The following is a 22407-nucleotide window of genomic DNA, read 5'->3' as shown; positions in this document are numbered from 1 at the left end:
ATGACCATCAACGCACGATTTTATGTGTTAAAACAAAATAATGAGCCGGAAGTATCTATCCCGGCTCATTTTGATCTTGCCGCTCGCGCTGCTGCTAAGCAGTTTAGAGCTGGCCATCGTGTGTTTATCTACGTCGATTCGATTGATGACGCCCATCTAATTGATGAGCAATTATGGTGTTTCGAACCCGATAGTTTTGTGCCCCACAACCTGCAAGGCGAAGGCCCCAAAGGCGGCGCCCCTGTCGAGATTGGCCAAACACCCCCCGTTGGTAGACGCAATGTGCTAATTAATTTAGCCACCACCCTACCCGACTTTATAAGACGCTTCAGTCAGGTATATGATTTTGTACCGACGGAGCAAAACGCCAAGCAAGCCGCGCGTCAGCGCTTTGTGCACTTACGTCAGCTCGGCGCCAATATTTCAACTCAAGAAATTGAAAATTAAGCACTAGTTAAGGTTCTGTGAAATGGATAAAACCTATAATCCACAAGATATAGAACAGTCTTTGTATAAAGACTGGGAAGACAATGGTTACTTTAAGCCATCAGGTAAAGGCGAAGCATACTCAATTATGATCCCGCCACCAAATGTCACAGGTAGCCTACATATGGGCCACGCTTTCCAAGACACCATCATGGACACGCTGACTCGTTATAAGCGCATGCAAGGTAACAACACGCTTTGGCAAGTAGGTACTGACCACGCAGGTATCGCGACACAAATGCTTGTTGAGCGTAAGTTAGCTGCTGAAGAAGGTAAAACTCGTCACGACCTAGGCCGCGATGCATTTATCGATAAAATTTGGGAGTGGAAAAACCACTCTGGCGGCACTATCACTAAACAATTACGTCGTTTAGGCGCTTCTGTTGATTGGGACCGTGAGCGTTTCACTATGGACGAAGGCCTTTCTGAAGCCGTTAAAGAAGTATTCGTACGCCTTCACAAAGAAGACTTAATATATCGTGGTAAGCGCCTAGTTAACTGGGATCCTAAGCTACACACTGCGATTTCTGATCTTGAAGTTGAAAACAAAGACAAACAAGGTCACATGTGGAACTTACGTTATCCACTTGCTGACGGCGTACAAACTAAAGACGGTAAAGACTACATCATTGTTGCGACAACACGTCCTGAAACTATGCTAGGTGATACAGGTGTGGCAGTAAACCCTGATGATGAGCGCTACCAAGACTTAATCGGTAAAGAAGTTTTACTGCCTATCGTAAACCGTCGCATTGCAATTGTTGCCGATGAGCATGCAGACATGGAGAAAGGCACAGGTTGTGTGAAAATCACGCCTGCCCACGACTTTAACGATAACGAAGTAGGTAAACGTCACCAACTACCAATGATCAACATCTTTAACAAAGATGCTGCGGTATTAAGCGAAGGCGAAAGCTACACATTCGACGGTAAAGAGCTTGAATTAGATGCGCCAATTCCTGAGCGCCTACACGGCCTTGACCGCTTTGATGCACGTAAAGCAATTGTTGCTGAGTTTGAAGAACTTGGCCTATTAGAAAAAATTGAAGATCACAGCCTAACTGTACCTTACGGTGACCGTTCTGGCGTAGTGATTGAGCCGCTTCTTACTGATCAGTGGTACGTGCGCGTAGCACCTCTAGCAGAGCCTGCAAAAGAAGCAGTTAAAAATGGCGACATTAAGTTCGTACCTCAGCAATACGAGAACATGTACTTCTCGTGGATGAATGACGTTCAAGACTGGTGTATTTCACGTCAGCTTTGGTGGGGTCACCGCATCCCTGCTTGGTACGACAACGAAGGCAACGTATACGTTGGTCGTGACGAAGCTGAAGTTCGCCGCGATAACAACCTTGCGGATGATGTTGCACTTAAGCAAGATGAAGACGTGTTAGATACCTGGTTCTCGTCTGCACTTTGGACTTTCTCAACGCAAGGCTGGCCTGCAAACACAGATGATTTAAAAACTTTCCACCCGTCTGACGTATTGGTAACAGGTTTCGACATCATCTTCTTCTGGGTTGCGCGTATGATCATGATGACCATGCACTTCATCAAAGATGAAGACGGCAAGCCACAAGTACCATTTAAAACCGTTTACGTAACTGGCCTTATCCGTGATGAAAACGGCGATAAGATGTCTAAGTCGAAAGGTAACGTACTTGATCCTATCGACATGATTGACGGTATCGACCTTGAAAGCCTAGTTGAAAAGCGCACTGGTAACATGATGCAGCCTCAACTAGCTAAGAAGATTGAGAAGAACACCCGTAAAACATTCGAAAACGGGATTGAAGCACACGGTACAGACGCACTGCGTTTCACCCTTGCAGCAATGGCTTCTACGGGACGTGATATCAACTGGGATATGAACCGCCTTGAAGGTTACCGTAACTTCTGTAACAAACTATGGAACGCTAGCCGTTACGTATTAATGAATACAGAAGAGCAAGATTGTGGTTTCGCTACAGATGCTGAAAAACAATACTCACTCGCTGATCGTTGGATTTTAGGCCAATTTGAAGCAACTGTTAAAACATATACTGAGCATCTAGAGAACTACCGTTTTGACCTAGCTGCAAACACCATTTATGAGTTCACTTGGAACCAATTCTGTGACTGGTATCTAGAGCTTACTAAACCTGTACTGTTTAAAGGTAACGAAGCACAGCAACGTGGAACTCGCCATACCCTAATCATGGTATTAGAAAGCCTACTTCGCTTAATGCACCCGTTAATGCCATACATCACAGAAACGATTTGGCAACGTGTTGCACCACTTGCAGATATCGAAACTGCAGGCACTAGCATCATGGTTCAAGGGTTCCCTGTATACAATGAAGCAAATGTTGATAGCCAAGCGATGGACGACCTAGAGTGGGTTAAGCAATTCATTCTTGCTATTCGTAACATCCGTGGTGAAATGGATATCAGCCCAAGCAAACCATTATCGGTATTGCTTGCTAATGCATCTGACGAAGACAAGCGCCGCTTAACGGAAAACGAAGCTTTCTTAGCGTCTCTTGCTAAGCTAGAAGCGTTCACGCTTCTTGATAACAAAGACGAAGCACCTGCGTGTGCAACATCGTATGTTGGTAACCTTGAGATCATGATCCCAATGGCTGGCCTAATCGATGTTGAAGCTGAATTAGCTCGTATCGCGAAGCAGCTTGAGAAAGCAGAGAAAGGCTTAGCACAGGTTCAAAACAAGTTAGCTAACGAGAAATTCGTTAACAACGCGCCAGAAGCGGTGCTGGCTAAAGAAAAAGATAAGCTAGCCGAATACTCTGATGCTAAAGCGAAATTACTTGAGCAAAAAGCGAAGATTGAAAGTTTGTAATATCACTTTTAATCATTGCTAACACCATAGAAAACGCGAGCCTCGGCTCGCTTTTTTGTTTCTAAAAAAATAACAAACTGATACACTCATCGACAATAAAAATAACAAACGGATTAACCATGCTTAAACAACTATTACTCGCATCAACATTGTCTATCGTCAGCCTTTCAAGTCATGCAAATGATAATTCATCTTGGTCTTTTGGTGCTGGCCACTTTGAACATGGTGGGGTTCTTGGCGCAAAATACACATATGATATAAATGAGAAGCATAGCGCATTTGCCTCAGTAGGTATTATTGGCTATGCATTTGGCTATGAGTATCAATTAAACAATCATGTCGATTTAGGACTTACCTTTGGACAACAAGCTGCCTATGCAAGTGACGGATTCTTAGTCGCAAAAGCAAATTATTACTTCAGTAATCAAGGTAAAGAAGGCTTTTATGTGGGCGCGAGTTTTGGCGTAAAAGAAGAAGATGGTGAATGTTTCATTTTCTGCGAACAAGCTGACACTGAAAAGGTGAAGTCTATTGGTGGCATTCATATTGGCTACCGTTTCTAGAACCAAATAATATTAATTCTCATTTAGATTGACAATCTTTCGGCTCCTTTTTAAACTAAGCCTTATCTTTTAAAGGAACATAAAATGGAGCCTTCATCATGTTCGTCATGCTTATTCTAGTCTCTTTGATGTTTGCAGGATTAAGTGTTTATTGCTTTTGTAAAGCCAATTACTGCGCCTGTAATAAAGCAGGACAATGTGATAATCCTATCAATCTTTTCTGGTTAGGCACAATTTTAGCTGCGCTCGTTTCATTGGCTTGCAGTTGCTTTGCACTTCACACTGAACAAGGTACTATTCTATGGCTTATTATGATGACAAGTTGTCAACTCGGTGCGGTATTATCTGCAAAATGGCAATCTTTAACACGTTCCGAAACACCTAAACTAAAAGATGAGACCTTAACAGGCGGGATAAATTGAGCTCGTAATCACTCGGTCTAACACTGGCAACGACTTTAATTTCATCTTCGACTGCATGTAAATCAAGATCTTTTCCTGTGATGTGATGCTTGTGCTTAGTGTTATAGAATACTTTCACCTTAGGTTTCATGGGTGATTTTTTATTCCCTTCAAGCACAAGTGCCAACCTATCATTCGTTAATCGCACAATGGTGCCGACAGGGTGAACCCCTAAGCACTTTATAAACTTTTGCACTAACTGTGCATCAAACTGATGCTTATTTGCCAGTAAATAACGTAATGCATGGATGGGCTCTTCACCGTTTTGATGAGGGCGCTCTGACGTCATTGCATCATAAACATCGACAATCGCCATCATCCTTGCTGGTTTGCTGATTTTTGAGCCCGATAAGCCTCTTGGGTAGCCTGAACCATCCACCCTTTCATGATGGTTTAAAATCATATCCATCACCAGCGGGCTGATCCCTGACTCCCCTTTTACCAGCCCTAATGATTGCACCACATGTTTCTTCAGTGCTTTAAATTCTAACTCATTGAGGTTTTCGGTTTTATTAATGATCCCTTGGGGTAATTTTGTATGGCCTACATCATGTAACATAGCGCCAAGTGCTAACTGCTGAATTTGCTCATTTTTAATGCCTAGGTATTTAGCAAACACACTCATTAAAATGGTGCAGTTGATCATGTGACGCCAGTTGTAGCCATCTTTGTCTTTTAAGCGGCTCAAAATAGCCATCGCATTACTGTTACGTAAGACTGAGTCTACGATTTCATTGCTAACTTGATTAAGCAGAGAAACATCAAGCTTTGCACCTATGGTTAGATCATTGTATAAATTTTTTAATTGCTGAGAATGTTGATCAAATTGTTGACTTGCCTTAGCAAATTCCTGCTCTAAAGATTTTTCTGCAACTGCAGGTTTGAATGCTTTCTTGATTGGTGAACGAGCGGCTTCTTTAGGTGTTTCGCTTTCTTCTTGTTTTGGTGCTGGCCGATACTTTTCCGGAACATCAATATCACTTTGAGAAAAGTCTATTTTTAGCTCCATTACCCCTTTAGAAAGCAACTGGGCAATAATCGCCTGATCCCTTACCATACCACGGGACTTTATTTTTATTTTGGCATCGCTGCGCTGTTTGCATACACTATCTACAAACATCCCAGGTTGTAATTCAGAGATTGGCAAAGAAACCAGCATAAGCACATAAATTTAACAAATTAGATACCAGAATGGTTTGTATCATTTTTCAACGTAACCCGTCTATCTTTTAAACGAAATTTAATACATTCTCCCTAGTAAAATCTTATAAAAAGTGCATTAAAAAGGAGCTTTCACTCCTCTTCGTAATTTCCGCTGATTTCAGCCTACTCTTGGAAGTAAGTGCCCCAGCCGTCATATTCAACTCTGCATTCAATAGCAAGCGCAGCTAACTTATCAACGTCTTCCATAATAACGTCAACGTCTAACTCTGCTTCAACAACAACATCAAAGCCCCAGATCTTACTCCCATCTTCTAGCTCAAGCTCTGCTGGGTCTTCTACGTCATAGCCAAGTTTAAATGCAGCTAAAGCTGCTTCTTCTAATTGCTTAAAATCTTCACTTACAAAGTGATGTTCAACTTCGTATAGTTTTTCAGTTGAAGAGCCGTCTTCAATTAAAGATTCGACGATGTCTTCACTAATTTCGCGCCAGTTTTCCATTATCTTCTTTTACCTTGTCATCAAGTTGTGCAATACGTTCAGCCATCAGGGTATGTGTTGCACTAGCATGGTCTCTGGCACTGATTTCTTTATCAAGGGTGATCGGTGCCAATACATCAATGTAGATTGTACCATTGTCCCAGCGATTTAGCTTAATACAATCATGGGTTGAATTCATACAGACCGGCACCACCGGTACATCTGCATTCATCGCTGTATGAAATGCACCGGTTTTAAACGGTAATAAGCCTCTTCCATAGCTTCGGGTGCCCTCTGGGAACATCCAAACAGATAAACCATTATCTTTTATCTTTGCGACTGACTTACCTAAGGTACCCATTGCTTTAGAACGATTACCTCGATTAATTAGAATGTTACCCGATAGCCAATAAAGCTGACCAAAAAATGGGATCCACTTTAAGCTGTGTTTACCCATACTCACGGTATTTTCAGGAACTGCCGCAGGTAGAGTAAATAGGTCATAGTTGTTCTGGTGGTTTGCGACATAAATGGCTGGGCCAACTTTTTGAGCACTGGGATCGACATTAATTTCTAACTTAACGCCTACCACTGTCGACATTTTGCCAAACCAGCTAGCAATAATATGCACATTGTTTCTATGAAACGGCCTAATGATTGAGAGCAATAAACCAAAAACACAACTCAACACAATAAATAGCGCCATAGCTATTACACGTAAAACAGCTAACAAAACCCATACTCCTATTTAAATCAGCACGGCATTATAATCAATTAGCGAACACTTGTAAGCTCAAATGTACTTTTATAGCATTTCAAAGTTCACTGACTAACTGTATGCCTTATTACGGGCATAAAAAATGCCGCTAAAGATAGCGGCATTTTATGAAATTTATTCTATTTTAGTGCATTGCTGATTGCAGCCTCTTCATCGCTGACTTTTCAAGCTGTCTGACTCGCTCAGCTGACACATTATATTTAGCAGCTAAGTCTTGTAAGGTAGCCTTTTCATCAGCTAACCAACGTGAGCTAATGATATCTTGAGAGCGTTCATCTAAGGTTTTTAATGCTGCAAACAGGCGGTTTTGAGATTGCTCTTGCCATTGCTCTTCTTCAACAACATCAGCTAAATCGCCACTTTGATCTGTTAAGTACTGTACTGGTGAGAAGCTGCTTGCTGGTGCATCATCATTATCATCAGATGTTAAGTCGAAGCCCATGTCTTGACCACTCATTCGTGATTCCATCTCACGAACTTCTTTTTCACTTACACCTAACTCGTTAGCAACTGTTGCTACTTCATCTTGGTTAAACCAGCCTAGACGCTTTTTATTCTTACGTAGATTAAAGAATAATTTCCGTTGCGCTTTAGTTGTCGCAACTTTTACGATACGCCAGTTTTTCAATACATATTCATGGATCTCGGCTTTAATCCAGTGAACAGCAAATGAAACTAGGCGAACACCCACTTCAGGGTTAAAACGTTTTACCGCTTTCATTAAACCAATGTTTCCTTCTTGGATTAAATCTGCTTGCGGCAGACCATAACCCGCATAGCTTTTAGCGATGTGCGCTACAAAGCGAAGGTGAGAAACAATAAGTTGCTTAGCAGCTTCTAAATCACCATCTTGATGTAAGCGAGTCGCTAATGCTTTCTCTTGCTCAGCATCAAGCATAGGAATTTGGCCTACAGTTTGTAAGTAGCCATCTAAACTTGCGCTTTGTTGTCCTGTTGTCAGGGCCATTGCGTAAATATCGTTACTCATTTTTCACCTCAGTGATAAACATTTTAGCTGATTTTAGCACTCTAACCTTAAGAGTGCTAACACCTATATAATACTTTTCTGTTCTTAATTGCAAGAAGTTTTATTCAATTTTGGAATTAAAAAAATAAACCAATGATAAATATAGAAAAAGTGATTATTGAAATTAATTTAAAAGTGTTTCAAGTTGTGAATTTAACGAAATGATATGACAGATAAATGACAGTTAAGTTCATAAAAATTGCTGAGAGTGCTAATTTTAGCACTCTCTATTTATCTTCAATTAAACTTTATCTGGCTCTATGTCTTTAATATATTTTCTAACCGAAATATAAGAACCACTAAAGCCAAGCCCAATTGCCAATGAGAGTAAAATTAATAACTCGTTGCCATTTAAGCCGGTCAATACAAAATTACTTTGATACACACCTGCTACCATAGCCACTGCTGACTCTAGCCACCATAGCATCATGACCACACTCATGAATGCGACAAATCCACCTATTACGCCATACCATATACCAGTCCAGATAAATGGCGTATGAATAAAAGCATTTGTTGCACCAACTAGCTTTAAAACTTGAATCTCTTCTTTTTTATCCATAATAGATAAACGAATGGTATTACCTATGATGAGTATCACTGCACTGAGTAGTAATAAGCCAACTGTAAATACACTTTCTTTTAAAAGGCTTAAAAGTGCGTTCAACCGCTCTAACCAGGCAATATCTAACTTACCAAATTCGACCTCTCTTTCAGCTTCAAGTTTAGTCAGGAGCTGCTGGGCTGCTTGAGGTTTTCTATAGCGCACGGTCGGCGTCACTAGCACCACATTCGGCAATGGGTTTTCATCTAAGTAATCTAACGCCTGCCCAAAGCCTGAAACCTGTTTAAATTCTTTTAGAGCTTGAGACTTCGAAATATAGCTGACGCTTTCGATCTCTGGGTAGAGTGCTAAACGTTTTACCAATGTCTGCGTTTGTGCATCATTGAGCTCTTCCTTTACGAATAGTGATATCTCAGCGGCATCACTAAACCCACTGCTCACTTGTTGTACGTTTTTAACGACTACATACAAAGTCGCTGGTAGGGTTAAGCTCAACCCTAATACCAAAATAGTCATTAAAGAGGCGATTGGCGTTCGCCACATCTCACCTAAACTATTTATGCCTTGGCGAATAAAGTTCAGTAGCGAAAAGTACAGCGCACTAATGCCATTACGGTTATTGCTGCCACCTTGGGAGTTACGGCTTTTAAAAAGTAAACTCATAGCACCCCCTGCGCTAATGGATCTGTAATTAAACGACCATGATCCAAAGTGAGGCTCTTATACTTCATTCTAGCGATTAACCCCAAGTCATGGGTCGCGATTAATACAGCAGTGCCATGACGATTGAAATCTTCGAACAGCTTGAGAATTTCCATTGATAATTCTGGATCTAAGTTGCCCGTTGGCTCATCTGCAAGTAATAAAGGCGGAGAGTTTACGATAGCACGCGCAATCCCGACACGTTGTTGCTCACCGCCAGATAAAGTACTGGGCTGACATTTTACTTTATTTAAAAGTCCCACTTTATCTAACGCAGCATGAACACGTTTGGTGATATTTTTGTGGTGCATCCCTTCAATCACTAATGGCAGCGCCACATTATCAAACACGTTATATCTATCTAACAGTCGATGGTTTTGAAAAATAATCCCAATATCACGGCGTACGTAGGGTATTTGTCGATTTTTCACAACGTTTAAGTTAACGCCATTAATGTATACATGACCCGCTGAAGGCCTTTCCATGACGCTAATAAGCTTTAGCAGCGTACTTTTACCAGCTCCACTGTGGCCAGTTAAAAACGCTAACTCACCATCAGCTAATTCAAAACTGACTTTTTCTAACGCTCTATGACCACCAGGATAAGTTTTACTTACATTTTCAAATCGGATCATATCAGGCCTTCACTATCTTTTATTATTTTGAGACCAAAAAGGGAGTAAACACTCCCTTTTATTCCTTTGTTAATCGTCTTGGCTAAATAGCGCCTCGATAAAATCATCACTCTTGAAAGTTCTCAAGTCATCAATGCCTTCACCTACGCCAATATAACGAATAGGGATCTGGAACTTATCGGCAACAGCAAAGATAACACCACCTTTCGCGGTACCATCTAGCTTAGTTAAAGAGATACCTGTTAAGCCGACCGCTTTATTAAATAGGTTAACTTGGCTGATGGCATTTTGACCAGTACCCGCATCTATGGTTAGCATGACTTCATGCGGCGCATCAGGGTCTAACTTTTTCATAACGCGCGCAATTTTTTCAAGCTCTTGCATTAAGTTGTCTTTATTCTGAAGACGACCCGCAGTATCGGCAATTAACACATCAACATTACGTGCTTTTGCAGCTTGGAAAGCATCAAATACCACTGATGCACTATCAGCACCTGTATGCTGAGCAACGACTGGAATATCGTTACGTTCACCCCAAACTTGAAGCTGCTCAACAGCTGCTGCACGGAAAGTATCACCAGCCGCCAACATCACTGACTTGCCCTCTTGCTGAAACTGCTTTGCAAGCTTACCTATTGTCGTTGTTTTACCAACACCGTTTACGCCCACCATTAAAATCACAAATGGTTTTTTATCCGAATTAATTTCTAATGGCTTCTCTGCAACTTTTAGCATTTCTGCCATTTCTTGCTTCATTAAGTCGTAAAGCGCTTCACCATCTTTAAGCTGCTTCCTGTCAGCGGCATCTGTTAGGTTGTCGATCAGTTTCATGGTGGTATCAACACCTAAATCAGCAGTAAGCAGTTGCGTTTCTAGATCCTCAAAAAGGTCATCATCAATTTTCTTTCCTTTAAAGATAGAAGCAAAGCCAGAGCCAATATTTGCTTTTGTCTTTAAAAGACCTTTTTTAAGGCGAGAGAAGAAACCTTCTTTTTTAGGCTTTTCCGCTTTGGCTTTTTCTTCAGCTAGTTTTTCTGCTTCTAAACGTGCTTGCTCTGCCGCTTCTGCTTCACGAGCTAAACGCTCTGCTTCTTCACGTTCGGCTTGTTCTTTTGCAATACGTTCTTGCTCTAGCCTTTCAGCTTCTAAACGAGCTTGTTCAGCCGCTTCTGCTTCACGCGCTAAGCGCTCTGCTTCTTCACGTTCGGCTTGTTCTTTTGCAATACGTTCTTGCTCTAATCTTTCAGCTTCTAAACGAGCTTGTTCAGCCGCTTCTGCTTCACGCGCTAAGCGCTCTGCTTCTTCACGTTCGGCTTGTTCTTTTGCAATACGTTCTTGCTCTAATCTTTCAGCTTCTAAACGCGCTTGCTCAGCCGCTTCTGCTTCACGCGCTAAACGCTCTGCCTCTTCACGCTCGGCTTGTTCTTTAGCAATACGTTCTTGCTCTAGTCTTTCAGCTTCTAAACGTGCCTGCTCAGCCGCTTCTGCTTCACGCGCTAAGCGCTCTGATTCTTCACGTTCGGCTTGTTCTTTAGCAATGCGTTCTTGTTCTAGCTTTTCAGCTTCTAAACGCGCTTGCTCAGCCGCTTCTGCTTCATGTGCTAAACGTTCTGCTTCTTCACGTTCGGCTTGTTCTTTAGCAATGCGTTCTTGTTCTAGTCTTTCAGCTTCTAAACGTGCTTGCTCAGCCGCTTCTGCTTCACGTGCTAAACGCTCTGCTTCTTCACGTTCGGTTTGTTCTTTAGCAATGCGTTCTTGTTCTAGTCTTTCAGCTTCTAAACGTGCTTGCTCAGCCGCTTCTGCTTCACGTGCTAAACGCTCTGCTTCTTCACGTTCGGCTTGTTCTTTAGCAATGCGTTCTTGTTCTAGTCTTTCAGCTTCTAAACGTGCTTGCTCAGCCGCTTCTGTTTCACGTGCTAAACGCTCAGCTTCTTCACGCTCGGCTTTTTCATGTGCTAACTTCTCAGCTTCTAATCGCGCCTGCTCTTCTGCTTGTTGAGCCTTTTGTTGCTCTTCGTCTTTTTTGCCAAAACCTAACCAAGACAGAAATTTATTCTTTTTTCCCATACCCGCTAAATACCATATAGATAAAGTCTGATAAACTAACTCACTCTGGTAGAACAAAGCTTTTCGTTAGCTAATAAGAGTTGTACTGAAAACTTTGCCCAGTGTATCACGTAACACTAGGTAGTAAAAATGCTGCCTAGGTTAATTTAAGCACCAAATAACAATCAGTTTGATGTCAAAAAGCATGAGAAAAAAATCAGCTCCTCAACGAACCAACAATAATGGCTTCATTAGGATCATTAGTGGTCAATTTCGCGGCCGAAAGTTACCTGTTAATGATTTAGAAGGGTTGCGCCCAACGACTGATAGAGTCAAAGAAACGGTGTTTAACTGGTTAATGCAAGATACCAGAGGTGCCAATGTACTAGATTGCTTTGCAGGGTCTGGCGGCTTGGGGTTTGAATGTTTATCACGATTTGCAGCACATGCGACCTTTATTGAATTAAATAAGAAAGCCGCTGAACAACTAAAAAACAATGCCAACACCTTAAAACTAGATAACACAAATATAATTAACACGAGTGCCATTGAACACTTAGCTATTGAAAATCAAGGTGATAAGTTTAATTTGGTTTTTGTTGATCCGCCTTTTAGAAAAGGGCTTGCCGAACCAAGCTGCCACTTACTCGAACAGAATGACTGGCTTGCTGATGAGGCATTAATCTATGTTGAAGTCGAAAAAGAATGTACTTTTGATGCACCTGAGAATTGGCAAGTGTTAAAAGAAAAACAAGCAGGACAAGTACTTTGCAGGCTTTATCAGCGAAATTAAGAAAATGCTAAGTAATTTGCTAAAATTTAGTCTTTACACGCGGTAATGCTTCAGCTTACAATACCGCACCATTTTTGAACCACGTGGTCATTATTTGATCAGATGAGCTTAGCTCATAAATTAGGTAGGTGAATTTTTAATGCCAGTAATTAAAGTAAGAGAGAACGAACCGTTTGACGTAGCACTTCGTCGTTTCAAGCGTTCATGTGAAAAAGCAGGTATCCTTTCAGAAGTTCGTCGTCGCGAGCACTATGAAAAGCCAACAGCTGAGCGTAAGCGTAAAAAAGCTGCTGCAGTAAAGCGTCACATGAAGAAGCTTTCTCGCGAAAACGCACGTCGCGTTAAATTATACTAATCCGTTTTTGGTCTTGTATAAATGAGCCTTTTAACACAGCTAAAAGACGCACAAAAAGAATCAATGAAGGCAAAAGACAAGGTTCGCCTTGGTGCAATTCGTATGGTTCTTGCTGAAATCAAGCAGCGTGAAATTGACAATAAAACGACACTAGACGATGCAGGTATTACCTCAGTTTTAGTTAAGTTAGTTAAGCAGCGCCGTGATTCATACACCCAGTACAAAGATGCGGGTCGTGATGATTTAGCCGAAATTGAAGCCAATGAAATTGAAGCGCTTGAAGCTTTCTTACCTCAGCCTTTGACTGAAGAAGAAATTTTAGCTTTGATTGATGCTGCAATCGCCGAATCAGGCGCAGCAGGTATGCAAGACATGGGTAAAGTTATGGGTTTAATCAAAGCAAAAGCTGAAGGCAAAGCCGATTTAGGCAAAGTTTCTGGTTTAATTAAGCAAAGATTAAGCGCATAATCCCTTATACTGATAGTATGTTTAAGTAAACCGAGCCATGCGCTCGGTTTCTTCGTATAAACTCTAGAGTATTTATGGCAGGAAAGATTCCCAGACAATTTATCGACGAACTGCTCGATAGAACCGATATTGTTGACCTGATTGATAATCGGATTGGTCTAAAAAAAGCAGGCAAAGATTACCAAGCATGCTGCCCTTTTCATAACGAGAAAACTCCCTCATTCACTGTCTCTAGAGATAAACAGTTTTACCACTGCTTTGGTTGTGGCGCTAACGGTAACGCTATTTCATTTATGATGGACTACGACAAACTCGAGTTTGTTGATGCCATTGAAGAACTCGCTGCACTTTTAAACCTAGAAGTACCACGTGAGCAAGGTTCAGGTAAACCTGAACGCAGCATGCAAGAGAAAAAGTCTGATTATGACTTAATGTTGCAAACTGCAAAATTCTTTCAGCACCAGTTGAAACACCATAAAAATGCCACGCAAGTAATCGATTATGTTAAAGGTAGAGGGTTATCTGGTGAAACGGTTCAAAAATACCTCATTGGTTATGCCCCTGACGAATGGAATGCATTAGGTGATCAACTTGCTCGCAATCCAGCACAAAAGCAACAACTACTCGAGTTAAAACTCGCATCCGAAAAAACACCAGGCAAACAATTCGACTTCTTCCGTAATAGGTTGATGTTCCCTATTCGAGATAAGCGTGGCCGTGTCGTTGCTTTTGGCGGACGTGTTATGGGGGATGATCAAGGCCCTAAGTATTTGAACTCGCCTGAAACGCGTATTTTCCACAAAAGTCTTGAGTTGTATGGCTTATATGAAGCAAAGCAAGCAAATAGTAAGCTTGAGAAAATGCTCATTGTTGAAGGCTATATGGATGTTGTGGCATTAGCCGAACAAGGCATAAGTTACGCAGTAGCGGCACTTGGAACAGCAACAACCCCAGAGCATATGCAGACTCTATTCAGAACAACCGATTTAGTTATTTGTTGTTATGACGGTGATAGAGCGGGTCGCGATGCGGCTTGGCGGGCACTCGAAAATGCGTTAAGTAATCTGAAAGATGGCAAATCTTTGCGCTTTGTTTTTTTACCGGATGGTGAAGACCCTGATTCACTGGTGCAAAAAGAAGGCAAAGATGCATTTGAATCTCGCTTAGATCAAGCTGAAGACTTTTCAAAAGTACTGTTTCGCAAGTTACTAGAAAATTGCGATGTCACTTCCGACTCTGGAAAAGCCAAGTTAATGAGCGATGCATTACCGCTTATTTCTAAAGTCCCCAGTGAGTTCTATCAAGAAAACCTGCTAGAAACATTGGCAAAGCTGATCGGTCGAACCAAAGAGCAGCTCGCTAAAAAAGTCGATAACCCAAACGAGCAACTTTCAATAGAAAGAAAGTTCAAAGTAACACCTATGCGTGGCGCTATTGGTTTATTATTACAGCACCCAAAGCTCGCAGCTAGTGTTGAATACATGCCTGAACTTGCCGAAATGGCCATTCCCGGCATTAAACTGCTACTCAACATACAGCATCTATGTTTACAAAATAATGACATAACGACGGCACAGCTACTCGAGCAATACCGAGATACACCTGAGTTTGACGCATTGAAAAAACTGGCTGTTTGGCAACATGGTGTCGCTGATGAAAAGCTGGAAGATTATTTTAAAGATACTTTCCAGTTTATTGAAAACCAGTGTTTAAATTACCGACACGAGACCTTATTAATAAAAGACAAGACCGACGGTTTAAGTAGAGACGAAAAACTCGAGCTTGCGTTATTAACTCAGGCACTTAAACGTTAGAATGACTAGCGAACATTAATCATTGCTGTTATAATGTTCTATTCACGTGCGTCTAGCTTAAAATGCTGTAGTGCTAGCGCCTGTTGTATCAACTTATCAGAGTGGAAGCATAATTCTCTATGGATCAATCTCCTCAGTCACAACTCAAACTTCTGATTCAGAAAGGTAAAGAACAAGGTTACTTAACGTTTGCAGAAGTTAACGATCACCTTCCACAGGACATCATAGATTCAGATCAAGTAGAAGACATCATTAGTATGATCAATGACATGGGTATCAAGGTTGCTGAAAATGCACCAGATGCCGATGAACTAATGATGCAAGAAACTACGACAGACGAAGATGCTGCTGAAGCAGCCGCTGCCGCACTTGCAACTGTGGAAAAAGAAATCGGTCGTACTACCGATCCGGTACGCATGTACATGCGTGAAATGGGTACTGTTGAACTACTTACGCGTGAAGGCGAAATCGAAATCGCTAAACGTATTGAAGAAGGTATCAACCAAGTACAAATCTCAGTTGCTGAGTACCCTGAAGCCATCACTTACCTGCTTGAGCAATGGGACAAATTTGAAGCTGAAGAAATTCGCCTTAGCGATATTATTTCTGGTTTCTTCGATCCTGATGCTGAAGAAACTCAAATCTCGGCTACACACATCGGTTCTGAATTAAGCGAAGAAGAGCTTGATGATGAAGACGATGACTCAGATGACGAAGACGAAGAAGAAGCAGATACAGGTCCAGATCCTGAAGAAGCACGCGAAAACTTCGAAAAACTTCGTGAGCTTTATAATGCTGCACGCGTTATCTTTGAAACAAAAGGTCGTGCTCATCCTGATGCGCAAGTTGCAATTACTGAAATTGGTGATCACTTCCGTACTTTCAAGCTAGTACCTAAGCAATTCGACCGCATGGTTAACAACATGCGTGAAATGATGGACAAAGTACGTGTTCAAGAACGTATTGTCATGAAGCAAGTGGTACAAATCGCTAAGGTACCGAAGAAGACTTTTGTTAAGCACTTTGCTAACAACGAAACTGATATGGCTTGGGTTGACGCAGAAATTGCGGCTAACGAAAAGTATTCAGTAAAATTACAAGACGTTAAGCCTGAAGTAGAGCGCTGTATCAACAAACTTAAAGCGATCGAAGAAAGCACAGGTTTAACAATTGAGCGTATCAAAGACATCAACCGTCGTATGAGTATTGGTGAAGCTAAAGCTCGCCGTGCGAAAAAAGAAATGGTTGAAGCGAACTTACGTCTTGTAATTTCAATTGCGAAAAAATACACCAACCGTGGCCTACAATTCTTGGATCTTATCCAAGAAGGTAACATTGGTTTAATGAAAGCAGTTGATAAGTTCGAATACCGCCGTGGTTATAAGTTCTCAACTTATGCGACTTGGTGGATCCGTCAGGCAATTACACGTTCTATCGCTGACCAAGCACGCACAATCCGTATTCCAGTACATATGATTGAAACGATTAACAAACTAAATCGTATTTCACGTCAGATGCTACAAGAAATGGGTCGCGAGCCAAGTCCTGAAGAGCTGGCAGAGCGCATGATGATGCCTGAAGACAAGATCCGTAAGGTATTGAAGATTGCGAAAGAGCCAATCTCAATGGAAACACCAATTGGTGATGATGAAGATTCGCACTTAGGTGATTTCATCGAAGACACGACAATTGAGTCTCCGATTGATTCAGCAACGATGGAAAGTCTTCGTGGCGCAACGAACGAAGTGTTAGCAGGTTTAACAGCTCGTGAAGCAAAAGTACTTCGTATGCGTTTCGGTATCGATATGAATACTGACCACACATTAGAAGAGGTAGGTAAACAGTTTGACGTAACACGTGAGCGTATTCGTCAGATTGAAGCTAAAGCACTTCGTAAGCTTCGCCACCCTTCACGCTCTGACTTATTAAAGAGCTTCTTAGACGTTAAAGGCTAAGAATAAAAAACTTATTTTGAAGGCCGCTATAAGCGGCCTTTTTATTAACTTATTATTTAGGAATACCCATGGCTTGGATCCAAATTCGCATTCACGCTAACAAAGAAAGCGCTGACCAAATCAGTGATTTACTTTTAGACGTAGGCTGTCCATCAGTCACTTTTATGGACGGCAGTAATACTCCGGTATACGAACCAAAACCGGGCGAAGTCATCCTATGGCCAGAAACTATGGTAATTGGTCTGTTCGATGCTGCACACGATATGGACGTGGTTGTCGCGTATCTAAAAGCCAATATTGCTGATACGCTTACTTACAAAATAGAACAGCTAGAAGACAAAGACTGGGAACGCGAATGGATGGATAACTTCCACCCAATCAAATTTGGTGAGCGACTTTGGATCTGCCCTAGCTGGCGTGATATTCCAGAACCAGATGCTGTAAACGTACTGCTGGATCCAGGCCTTGCATTTGGTACTGGTACACATGCAACAACCGCCCTTTGTTTAAAATGGCTAGAAAGCCAAGATCTGACGGGGAAAACAGTGGTCGATTTTGGTTGTGGCTCAGGTATTTTGGGCATTGCTGCAATCAAACTTGGTGCTGAACGCGTGATTGGTATTGATATTGACCCGCAAGCATTGATTGCTTCTAAAGATAATGCAGAGCGTAACGGCGTAGCCGACCAGCTTGAAGTATATCTACCTGAAAACCAACCTGAGTTTCATGCTGATATTGTGGTAGCAAATATCCTTGCTCAGCCACTTCGTGAACTGCATGAAATCATTCTTGGTTTCTTAAAGCCAACAGGTGCAATTGCCATGTCAGGTATTTTAGAAGAGCAAGCACAATCTGTTGCCGATGTTTATGCGCCATTTATTGACCTTGAAGCCACTGCTCAAGAAGGAGAATGGACGCGCGTAAGTGGTCAAATGAAAGCAAGTTAAACAAAATACCCTGTCTGTAGAGTTAGTAACTTGTAACAGCTAAAGCCTGTGTTTAACAGGCTTTACGATTTTTTCACTTTCATAACCTAAATTATTTTTCTTCATACATGCTGTTTTTGCTCAAAAATCCCCCAATAAGAAAGCCCCTTCAAACTGTTATCAAAAGTCAAGATATAAAGTTCAAAAAAAAAGCAATAATGTTCAATTATTAGCCTTTGATTTTTTCAAAAAAAACCGTAAACTTAGCGCCCCTTGAAACGAGGCAGATTTGGATAGCAGTGCGTATAGGTCCATACCAACTTGAAAACAACTTGATTGTAGCCCCGATGGCTGGGATCACTGATAGACCATTCAGACAACTATGTCGTCGAATGGGTGCCGGTCTTGCGGTGTCAGAAATGATGTCTTCAAACCCTAAAGTATGGAAAACAGATAAATCGATGAACCGTATGGATCATTCTGGTGAGTCTGGTATTCGCTCAGTACAAATTGCAGGTGCCGATCCTGAGTTGATGGCACAGGCAGCTCAGTTCAATGTAGATAACGGTGCGCAGATCATAGATATCAATATGGGCTGCCCCGCTAAGAAAGTGAATAAGAAATTAGCAGGCTCTGCATTGTTGCAGTATCCACAACTGGTTGAAGAAATTGTTAAGGCAGTTGTCGCAGCCGTTGATGTACCGGTGACATTAAAGATCCGTACTGGCTGGGATACAGATAACCGCAATGGTGTTGAGATTGCAAAGATAGCTGAACGTAATGGAATTGCTTCTTTGGCTGTGCATGGTCGCACGCGTGCTTGCATGTACAAAGGGGAAGCTGAATATGCCACTATTCGGGATATTAAACGTTCAATATCAATTCCTGTGGTTGCCAATGGAGACATTACCTCTCCAGAGAAAGCGAAGCAGGTACTGGAATATACGGGCGCAGATGCCATTATGATTGGTCGAGCCGCCCAAGGTCGTCCTTGGATTTTCCGAGAGATAGACCATTATTTGCGAACCGGAGAGCATATGCCTGCACCAGAATTATCTGAAGTGCAAAGCATATTGATGGAGCACTTAGTAAACCTTCATCAATTCTATGGGGAGCCGATGGGAGCGCGCATCGCACGCAAACATGTATCTTGGTATTTGCAGGCCCATGACCAAGAAGGTCAATTTAGGCGAGTATTTAATGCCCTTGAAACGCCAAATGAGCAAATCGAGGCATTAGAGCAATACTTTAAAACACTAGCAGCTAACTAAGAAAGAGACATAAAGATGTTCGAACAAAATGTGACTTCTCCATTTATTACTAACGCTCACGTTCAGTCACAAGAGAAACCGCAACCTTTGCGCGATGCAGTAAAAAAAGCTGTACACCACTATTTAAAACAGCTTAACGGTCAAGACGTACAAGACGTTTACGATCTTGTTCTTTCTGAGCTTGAAGCACCACTTTTAGAAGAAGTAATGACGTATACTCGTGGTAACCAAACTCGTGCTGCGATCTTACTAGGTATCAACCGTGGTACTCTTCGTAAGAAGCTTAAAAAGTACGGCATGAACTAATTTCAGTTTTTGCTTAATGCTTAATATAAAAAAGCGCCTTAGGGTGCTTTTTTATTGTCTAAATTTTAATAATTTAGCGTTTTAATATACTAATACTTAAATTTCAAATAAACACACTTTGTGCAAAATACCAACAGCATAAATTCAGTTTTTCTCACCCTCTTCTCTGCCTTTTTAATCGTTTTCTCATTCGTTTTAGGCTAAAATAGCTCACTTCTAAGCTAGCCCTTAAGTAATCATTGAGGAAACCCAAACCATCATGGATATACATCGTCCAATTCGTCGCGCGCTACTAAGCGTGTCAGATAAAACCGGTATTGTTGAATTTGCCCGCGCACTAAGTGCACAAGGCGTAGAAGTACTTTCAACTGGCGGTACGTTTAAACTACTAACAGAGAACGGCATTGCTGCCACGGAAGTATCTGACTACACAGGTCACCCAGAAATTATGGATGGCCGAGTAAAAACCCTTCACCCGAAAGTACATGGCGGGATCTTAGGTCGTCGCGGCCAAGACGAAGGCGTGATGGAAGAAAACAACATTTCAGCTATCGATATGGTTGTTGTTAACCTTTACCCGTTTGCACAAACTGTTGCAAAAGAAGGTTGTACTTTAGAAGATGCGATTGAAAATATCGACATCGGTGGCCCTACTATGGTGCGCGCTGCAGCGAAAAACCACAAAGACGTGACAATTGTTGTAAACGCATCAGATTACGATCGCGTTATTGCAGATATGCAAGCAAACGAAGGCTCAACGACGTACCAAACACGTTTTGACCTTGCGATTGCAGCATACGAGCACACAGCACAATACGACGGTATGATTGCCAACTACTTCGGTAAAATGGTCCCTGACTACACTGAAGAAGCCGCAGTTGAGACTAAATTCCCTCGTACTATCAACATGCAATTCACTAAGAAGCAAGATATGCGTTACGGTGAAAACTCTCACCAAGATGCTGCTTTCTATGTTGAAAACAACCTTGAAGAAGCATCAGTTGCAACTGCAAAGCAGCTACAAGGTAAAGCCCTTTCTTACAACAACATCGCTGACACTGACGCAGCACTTGAGTGTGTAAAAGAGTTCGACAAGCCAGCGTGTGTTATCGTTAAACACGCAAACCCATGTGGCGTAGCGGTAGACGAAGACATTCTTGCAGCTTACGACCGCGCTTTCAAAACAGACCCTACGTCTGCATTTGGTGGCATCATTGCATTCAACCGTGAGCTAGATGCAAATACAGCAGAAGCGATTGTTTCACGTCAATTCGTTGAAGTGATCATCGCACCAAGTATCTCTGCAGAAGCGACGCAAATTGTTGCTGCTAAGAAGAACGTTCGTCTTCTTGAGTGTGGCGAATGGTCAAGCAAAACGACGCAAGCTGACATCAAACGTGTTAATGGCGGTATCTTAGTACAAGACCGTGACCAAGGCATGGTTGAAATGGGTGACCTTAAAGTGGTTTCTAAGCGCCAGCCAACAGAGCAAGAACTGAAAGATCTAATGTTCTGCTGGAAAGTAGCTAAGTTCGTTAAATCAAACGCAATTGTATACGCAAAAGACGGTATGACAATTGGTGTAGGCGCAGGTCAAATGAGCCGCGTTTACTCTGCGAAGATTGCTGGTATTAAAGCAGCTGACGAGAACCTAGAAGTTAAAGGTTCTGTTATGGCTTCTGACGCATTCTTCCCATTCCGTGACGGTATTGACGCCGCTGCTGAAGCGGGTATCACTGCGGTTATTCAACCAGGTGGTTCAATGCGTGACGAAGAAGTTATCGCAGCAGCTGATGAAGCTGGCATGGCGATGGTATTTACTGGCATGCGCCACTTCCGTCACTAATCGATAGGCGCGAAACATTCATCGTTTCGCGCTTTTTCTTTCTCCCAATTTCAAGTAGTCTGCTTAAAACACACTCAAAGTGAAGGACATAAAAAATGAAATTCGGTTTAAAAACACTTCTCGCTGCTAGCATTGTTACTGCCATTGCTGGTTGTTCTGCAACAGGTTCATCAACATCATCTAGCTCTGCTGAGTTAACCTCTGCTGTGGCTGATAGCGCACGTTCTGATAAGAACCGTGCTCGTGACCAATACCGTCGCCCAGCACAAACCCTTGAGTTTTTTGGCCTTAAGCCAAATATGACAGTGGTTGAAATTGCGCCTGGTGGTGGTTGGTATTCAGAGATCTTAGCACCTGCTGTTAAAGGCCAGGGTACTTTTTATGCAGCGCATTTCCCTGCTGATTCAAAAGTAGGTTATTACCAGCGCTCACTAGCTGGCTTTAAACAGAAAGTGGCTGAAGATACTCGCTTTAGCGAAGTAAAAATTACCGAGTTTGCACCGGTCACTCACTCAGACATTGCCCCTACAGGCTCTGCTGACATGGTTTTAACTTTCCGTAATGTACACAACTGGTACATGCGTGGTGGCGAAGACAGCACTTTAAGTGCATTTAAAGCATTTAATAAAGCGCTTAAAACGGGTGGTATCTTAGGTGTTGTTGAACACCGTTTACCAGAACACCGTGCCGACGAAGACCAAAAGTCATCAGGGTATATGAAGCAAAGCTATGTTATCGAAGTTGCTAAAAAAGCAGGTTTTGAATTGGTAGAAGCAAGCGAAATTAACGCTAACCCACTTGATAGCGCTAATCACCCGAAAGGTGTTTGGACATTGCCACCACGTTTAGCTTTAGGTGAAGAAAAAGCTGAGCAGTATAAGGCAATTGGGGAAAGCGATCGCATGACCCTAAAATTCAAAAAGTTATAAT

At 42.0% G+C, this 22407-nt stretch carries 21 protein-coding genes; 14 read left to right on the top strand and 7 right to left on the bottom strand.

The window, feature by feature from the left end:
• From ABMY35_RS06190 to ABMY35_RS06175, 4 genes are all read left to right on the top strand, one after another.
• A complete protein-coding gene (locus ABMY35_RS06190; protein WP_130257318.1) occupies positions 1-447 on the top strand; it encodes a DNA polymerase III subunit chi in 447 nt (148 codons plus the stop codon).
• A gap of 22 nt (positions 448-469) precedes the next feature.
• On the top strand, positions 470-3325 hold the full coding sequence (locus tag ABMY35_RS06185; protein ID WP_349285463.1) for a valine--tRNA ligase: 2856 nt from the start codon (positions 470-472) through the stop codon (positions 3323-3325).
• Between the two features lie 119 nt (positions 3326-3444).
• Positions 3445-3888, top strand: coding sequence for a hypothetical protein (locus tag ABMY35_RS06180; RefSeq protein ID WP_349285462.1), 444 nt, complete (start codon positions 3445-3447; stop codon positions 3886-3888).
• A 98-nt stretch (positions 3889-3986) separates the two neighbouring features.
• Entirely contained in the window at positions 3987-4310 is a 324-nt protein-coding gene (locus ABMY35_RS06175; protein ID WP_349285461.1) for a hypothetical protein, read from the top strand.
• Here the strand turns inward: ABMY35_RS06175 and ABMY35_RS06170 are convergent.
• The 7 genes from ABMY35_RS06170 to ftsY form a co-directional block, all read right to left on the bottom strand.
• Positions 4270-5508 (bottom strand): HD-GYP domain-containing protein, encoded by a 1239-nt coding sequence (locus ABMY35_RS06170; RefSeq protein ID WP_349285460.1) that lies wholly within the window; start codon positions 5506-5508, stop codon positions 4270-4272. The genes ABMY35_RS06175 and ABMY35_RS06170 overlap by 41 nt on opposite strands.
• A gap of 167 nt (positions 5509-5675) precedes the next feature.
• Positions 5676-6011 carry a ribonuclease E inhibitor RraB gene (rraB, locus tag ABMY35_RS06165; protein ID WP_130254004.1) on the bottom strand — a complete coding sequence of 112 codons (336 nt, stop codon included), beginning with the start codon at positions 6009-6011 and terminating at the stop codon, positions 5676-5678.
• A complete protein-coding gene (locus ABMY35_RS06160; protein ID WP_349285459.1) occupies positions 5989-6723 on the bottom strand; it encodes a 1-acylglycerol-3-phosphate O-acyltransferase in 735 nt (244 codons plus the stop codon). Before ABMY35_RS06160 ends, rraB begins: the two co-directional genes overlap by 23 nt.
• 169 nt (positions 6724-6892) lie before the next feature.
• A complete protein-coding gene (gene rpoH / locus ABMY35_RS06155) occupies positions 6893-7756 on the bottom strand; it encodes an RNA polymerase sigma factor RpoH (protein ID WP_349285458.1) in 864 nt (287 codons plus the stop codon).
• 280 nt (positions 7757-8036) lie between these two features.
• Positions 8037-9023 (bottom strand): permease-like cell division protein FtsX, encoded by a 987-nt coding sequence (gene ftsX, locus ABMY35_RS06150; RefSeq protein WP_138480798.1) that lies wholly within the window; start codon positions 9021-9023, stop codon positions 8037-8039.
• Positions 9020-9697 carry a cell division ATP-binding protein FtsE gene (gene ftsE / locus ABMY35_RS06145; protein WP_349285457.1) on the bottom strand — a complete coding sequence of 226 codons (678 nt, stop codon included), beginning with the start codon at positions 9695-9697 and terminating at the stop codon, positions 9020-9022. The genes ftsX and ftsE overlap by 4 nt, the downstream gene beginning before the upstream one ends.
• A gap of 69 nt (positions 9698-9766) precedes the next feature.
• Positions 9767-11764 carry a signal recognition particle-docking protein FtsY gene (ftsY, locus tag ABMY35_RS06140; protein ID WP_349285456.1) on the bottom strand — a complete coding sequence of 666 codons (1998 nt, stop codon included), beginning with the start codon at positions 11762-11764 and terminating at the stop codon, positions 9767-9769.
• A 184-nt stretch (positions 11765-11948) separates the two neighbouring features.
• On the opposite strand from ftsY, the gene rsmD reads away from it, so the two are divergent.
• From rsmD to ABMY35_RS06090, 10 genes are all read left to right on the top strand, one after another.
• Positions 11949-12536 (top strand): 16S rRNA (guanine(966)-N(2))-methyltransferase RsmD, encoded by a 588-nt coding sequence (gene rsmD, locus ABMY35_RS06135; RefSeq protein ID WP_349285455.1) that lies wholly within the window; start codon positions 11949-11951, stop codon positions 12534-12536.
• 139 nt (positions 12537-12675) lie between these two features.
• Positions 12676-12891, top strand: coding sequence for a 30S ribosomal protein S21 (gene rpsU, locus ABMY35_RS06130; RefSeq protein WP_010362466.1), 216 nt, complete (start codon positions 12676-12678; stop codon positions 12889-12891).
• A gap of 21 nt (positions 12892-12912) precedes the next feature.
• Positions 12913-13359: a GatB/YqeY domain-containing protein gene (locus ABMY35_RS06125; RefSeq protein WP_058030950.1), complete on the top strand. Its 447-nt coding sequence runs from the start codon at positions 12913-12915 to the stop codon at positions 13357-13359.
• A gap of 74 nt (positions 13360-13433) precedes the next feature.
• A complete protein-coding gene (gene dnaG, locus ABMY35_RS06120; protein WP_349285454.1) occupies positions 13434-15173 on the top strand; it encodes a DNA primase in 1740 nt (579 codons plus the stop codon).
• 119 nt (positions 15174-15292) lie between these two features.
• Positions 15293-17128 carry an RNA polymerase sigma factor RpoD gene (gene rpoD / locus ABMY35_RS06115; protein ID WP_349285453.1) on the top strand — a complete coding sequence of 612 codons (1836 nt, stop codon included), beginning with the start codon at positions 15293-15295 and terminating at the stop codon, positions 17126-17128.
• A gap of 68 nt (positions 17129-17196) precedes the next feature.
• Entirely contained in the window at positions 17197-18075 is an 879-nt protein-coding gene (prmA, locus tag ABMY35_RS06110; RefSeq protein WP_349285452.1) for a 50S ribosomal protein L11 methyltransferase, read from the top strand.
• Positions 18076-18353: 278 nt separating this feature from the next.
• Positions 18354-19325, top strand: coding sequence for a tRNA dihydrouridine synthase DusB (gene dusB / locus ABMY35_RS06105; RefSeq protein ID WP_349285451.1), 972 nt, complete (start codon positions 18354-18356; stop codon positions 19323-19325).
• Positions 19326-19340: 15 nt separating this feature from the next.
• Positions 19341-19631 (top strand): DNA-binding transcriptional regulator Fis, encoded by a 291-nt coding sequence (fis, locus tag ABMY35_RS06100; protein ID WP_005491017.1) that lies wholly within the window; start codon positions 19341-19343, stop codon positions 19629-19631.
• Between the two features lie 259 nt (positions 19632-19890).
• A complete protein-coding gene (purH, locus tag ABMY35_RS06095; protein WP_058030955.1) occupies positions 19891-21477 on the top strand; it encodes a bifunctional phosphoribosylaminoimidazolecarboxamide formyltransferase/IMP cyclohydrolase in 1587 nt (528 codons plus the stop codon).
• A 95-nt stretch (positions 21478-21572) separates the two neighbouring features.
• The gene (locus ABMY35_RS06090) at positions 21573-22406 is read left to right on the top strand and encodes a methyltransferase (protein ID WP_349285450.1); all 834 of its coding nucleotides are present in this window, start codon (positions 21573-21575) and stop codon (positions 22404-22406) included.
• The last annotated feature ends 1 nt before the right edge of the window (position 22407 follow it).

Origin of the sequence: Pseudoalteromonas sp. BZB3 (genome assembly GCF_040104455.1) — a bacterium.
In the GTDB taxonomy this organism is placed as follows: Bacteria; Pseudomonadota; Gammaproteobacteria; order Enterobacterales; family Alteromonadaceae; genus Pseudoalteromonas.
This window is presented reverse-complemented; position numbering and strand designations above follow the sequence as displayed.

Coding starts and splice junctions, on each gene's coding strand:
- ABMY35_RS06180 (WP_349285462.1), top strand. CDS start 3,445: ATGCTTAAACAACTATTACTCGCATCAACATTGTCTATCGTCAGCCTT.
- ftsY (WP_349285456.1), bottom strand. CDS start 11,764: ATGGGAAAAAAGAATAAATTTCTGTCTTGGTTAGGTTTTGGCAAAAAA.
- ABMY35_RS06090 (WP_349285450.1), top strand. CDS start 21,573: ATGAAATTCGGTTTAAAAACACTTCTCGCTGCTAGCATTGTTACTGCC.
- fis (WP_005491017.1), top strand. CDS start 19,341: ATGTTCGAACAAAATGTGACTTCTCCATTTATTACTAACGCTCACGTT.
- ABMY35_RS06125 (WP_058030950.1), top strand. CDS start 12,913: ATGAGCCTTTTAACACAGCTAAAAGACGCACAAAAAGAATCAATGAAG.
- ftsX (WP_138480798.1), bottom strand. CDS start 9,023: ATGAGTTTACTTTTTAAAAGCCGTAACTCCCAAGGTGGCAGCAATAAC.
- rsmD (WP_349285455.1), top strand. CDS start 11,949: ATGAGAAAAAAATCAGCTCCTCAACGAACCAACAATAATGGCTTCATT.
- ABMY35_RS06190 (WP_130257318.1), top strand. CDS start 1: ATGACCATCAACGCACGATTTTATGTGTTAAAACAAAATAATGAGCCG.
- rpoH (WP_349285458.1), bottom strand. CDS start 7,756: ATGAGTAACGATATTTACGCAATGGCCCTGACAACAGGACAACAAAGC.
- ABMY35_RS06170 (WP_349285460.1), bottom strand. CDS start 5,508: ATGCTGGTTTCTTTGCCAATCTCTGAATTACAACCTGGGATGTTTGTA.
- prmA (WP_349285452.1), top strand. CDS start 17,197: ATGGCTTGGATCCAAATTCGCATTCACGCTAACAAAGAAAGCGCTGAC.
- ABMY35_RS06185 (WP_349285463.1), top strand. CDS start 470: ATGGATAAAACCTATAATCCACAAGATATAGAACAGTCTTTGTATAAA.
- rpoD (WP_349285453.1), top strand. CDS start 15,293: ATGGATCAATCTCCTCAGTCACAACTCAAACTTCTGATTCAGAAAGGT.
- purH (WP_058030955.1), top strand. CDS start 19,891: ATGGATATACATCGTCCAATTCGTCGCGCGCTACTAAGCGTGTCAGAT.
- rpsU (WP_010362466.1), top strand. CDS start 12,676: ATGCCAGTAATTAAAGTAAGAGAGAACGAACCGTTTGACGTAGCACTT.
- dnaG (WP_349285454.1), top strand. CDS start 13,434: ATGGCAGGAAAGATTCCCAGACAATTTATCGACGAACTGCTCGATAGA.
- rraB (WP_130254004.1), bottom strand. CDS start 6,011: ATGGAAAACTGGCGCGAAATTAGTGAAGACATCGTCGAATCTTTAATT.
- ABMY35_RS06175 (WP_349285461.1), top strand. CDS start 3,987: ATGTTCGTCATGCTTATTCTAGTCTCTTTGATGTTTGCAGGATTAAGT.
- ftsE (WP_349285457.1), bottom strand. CDS start 9,697: ATGATCCGATTTGAAAATGTAAGTAAAACTTATCCTGGTGGTCATAGA.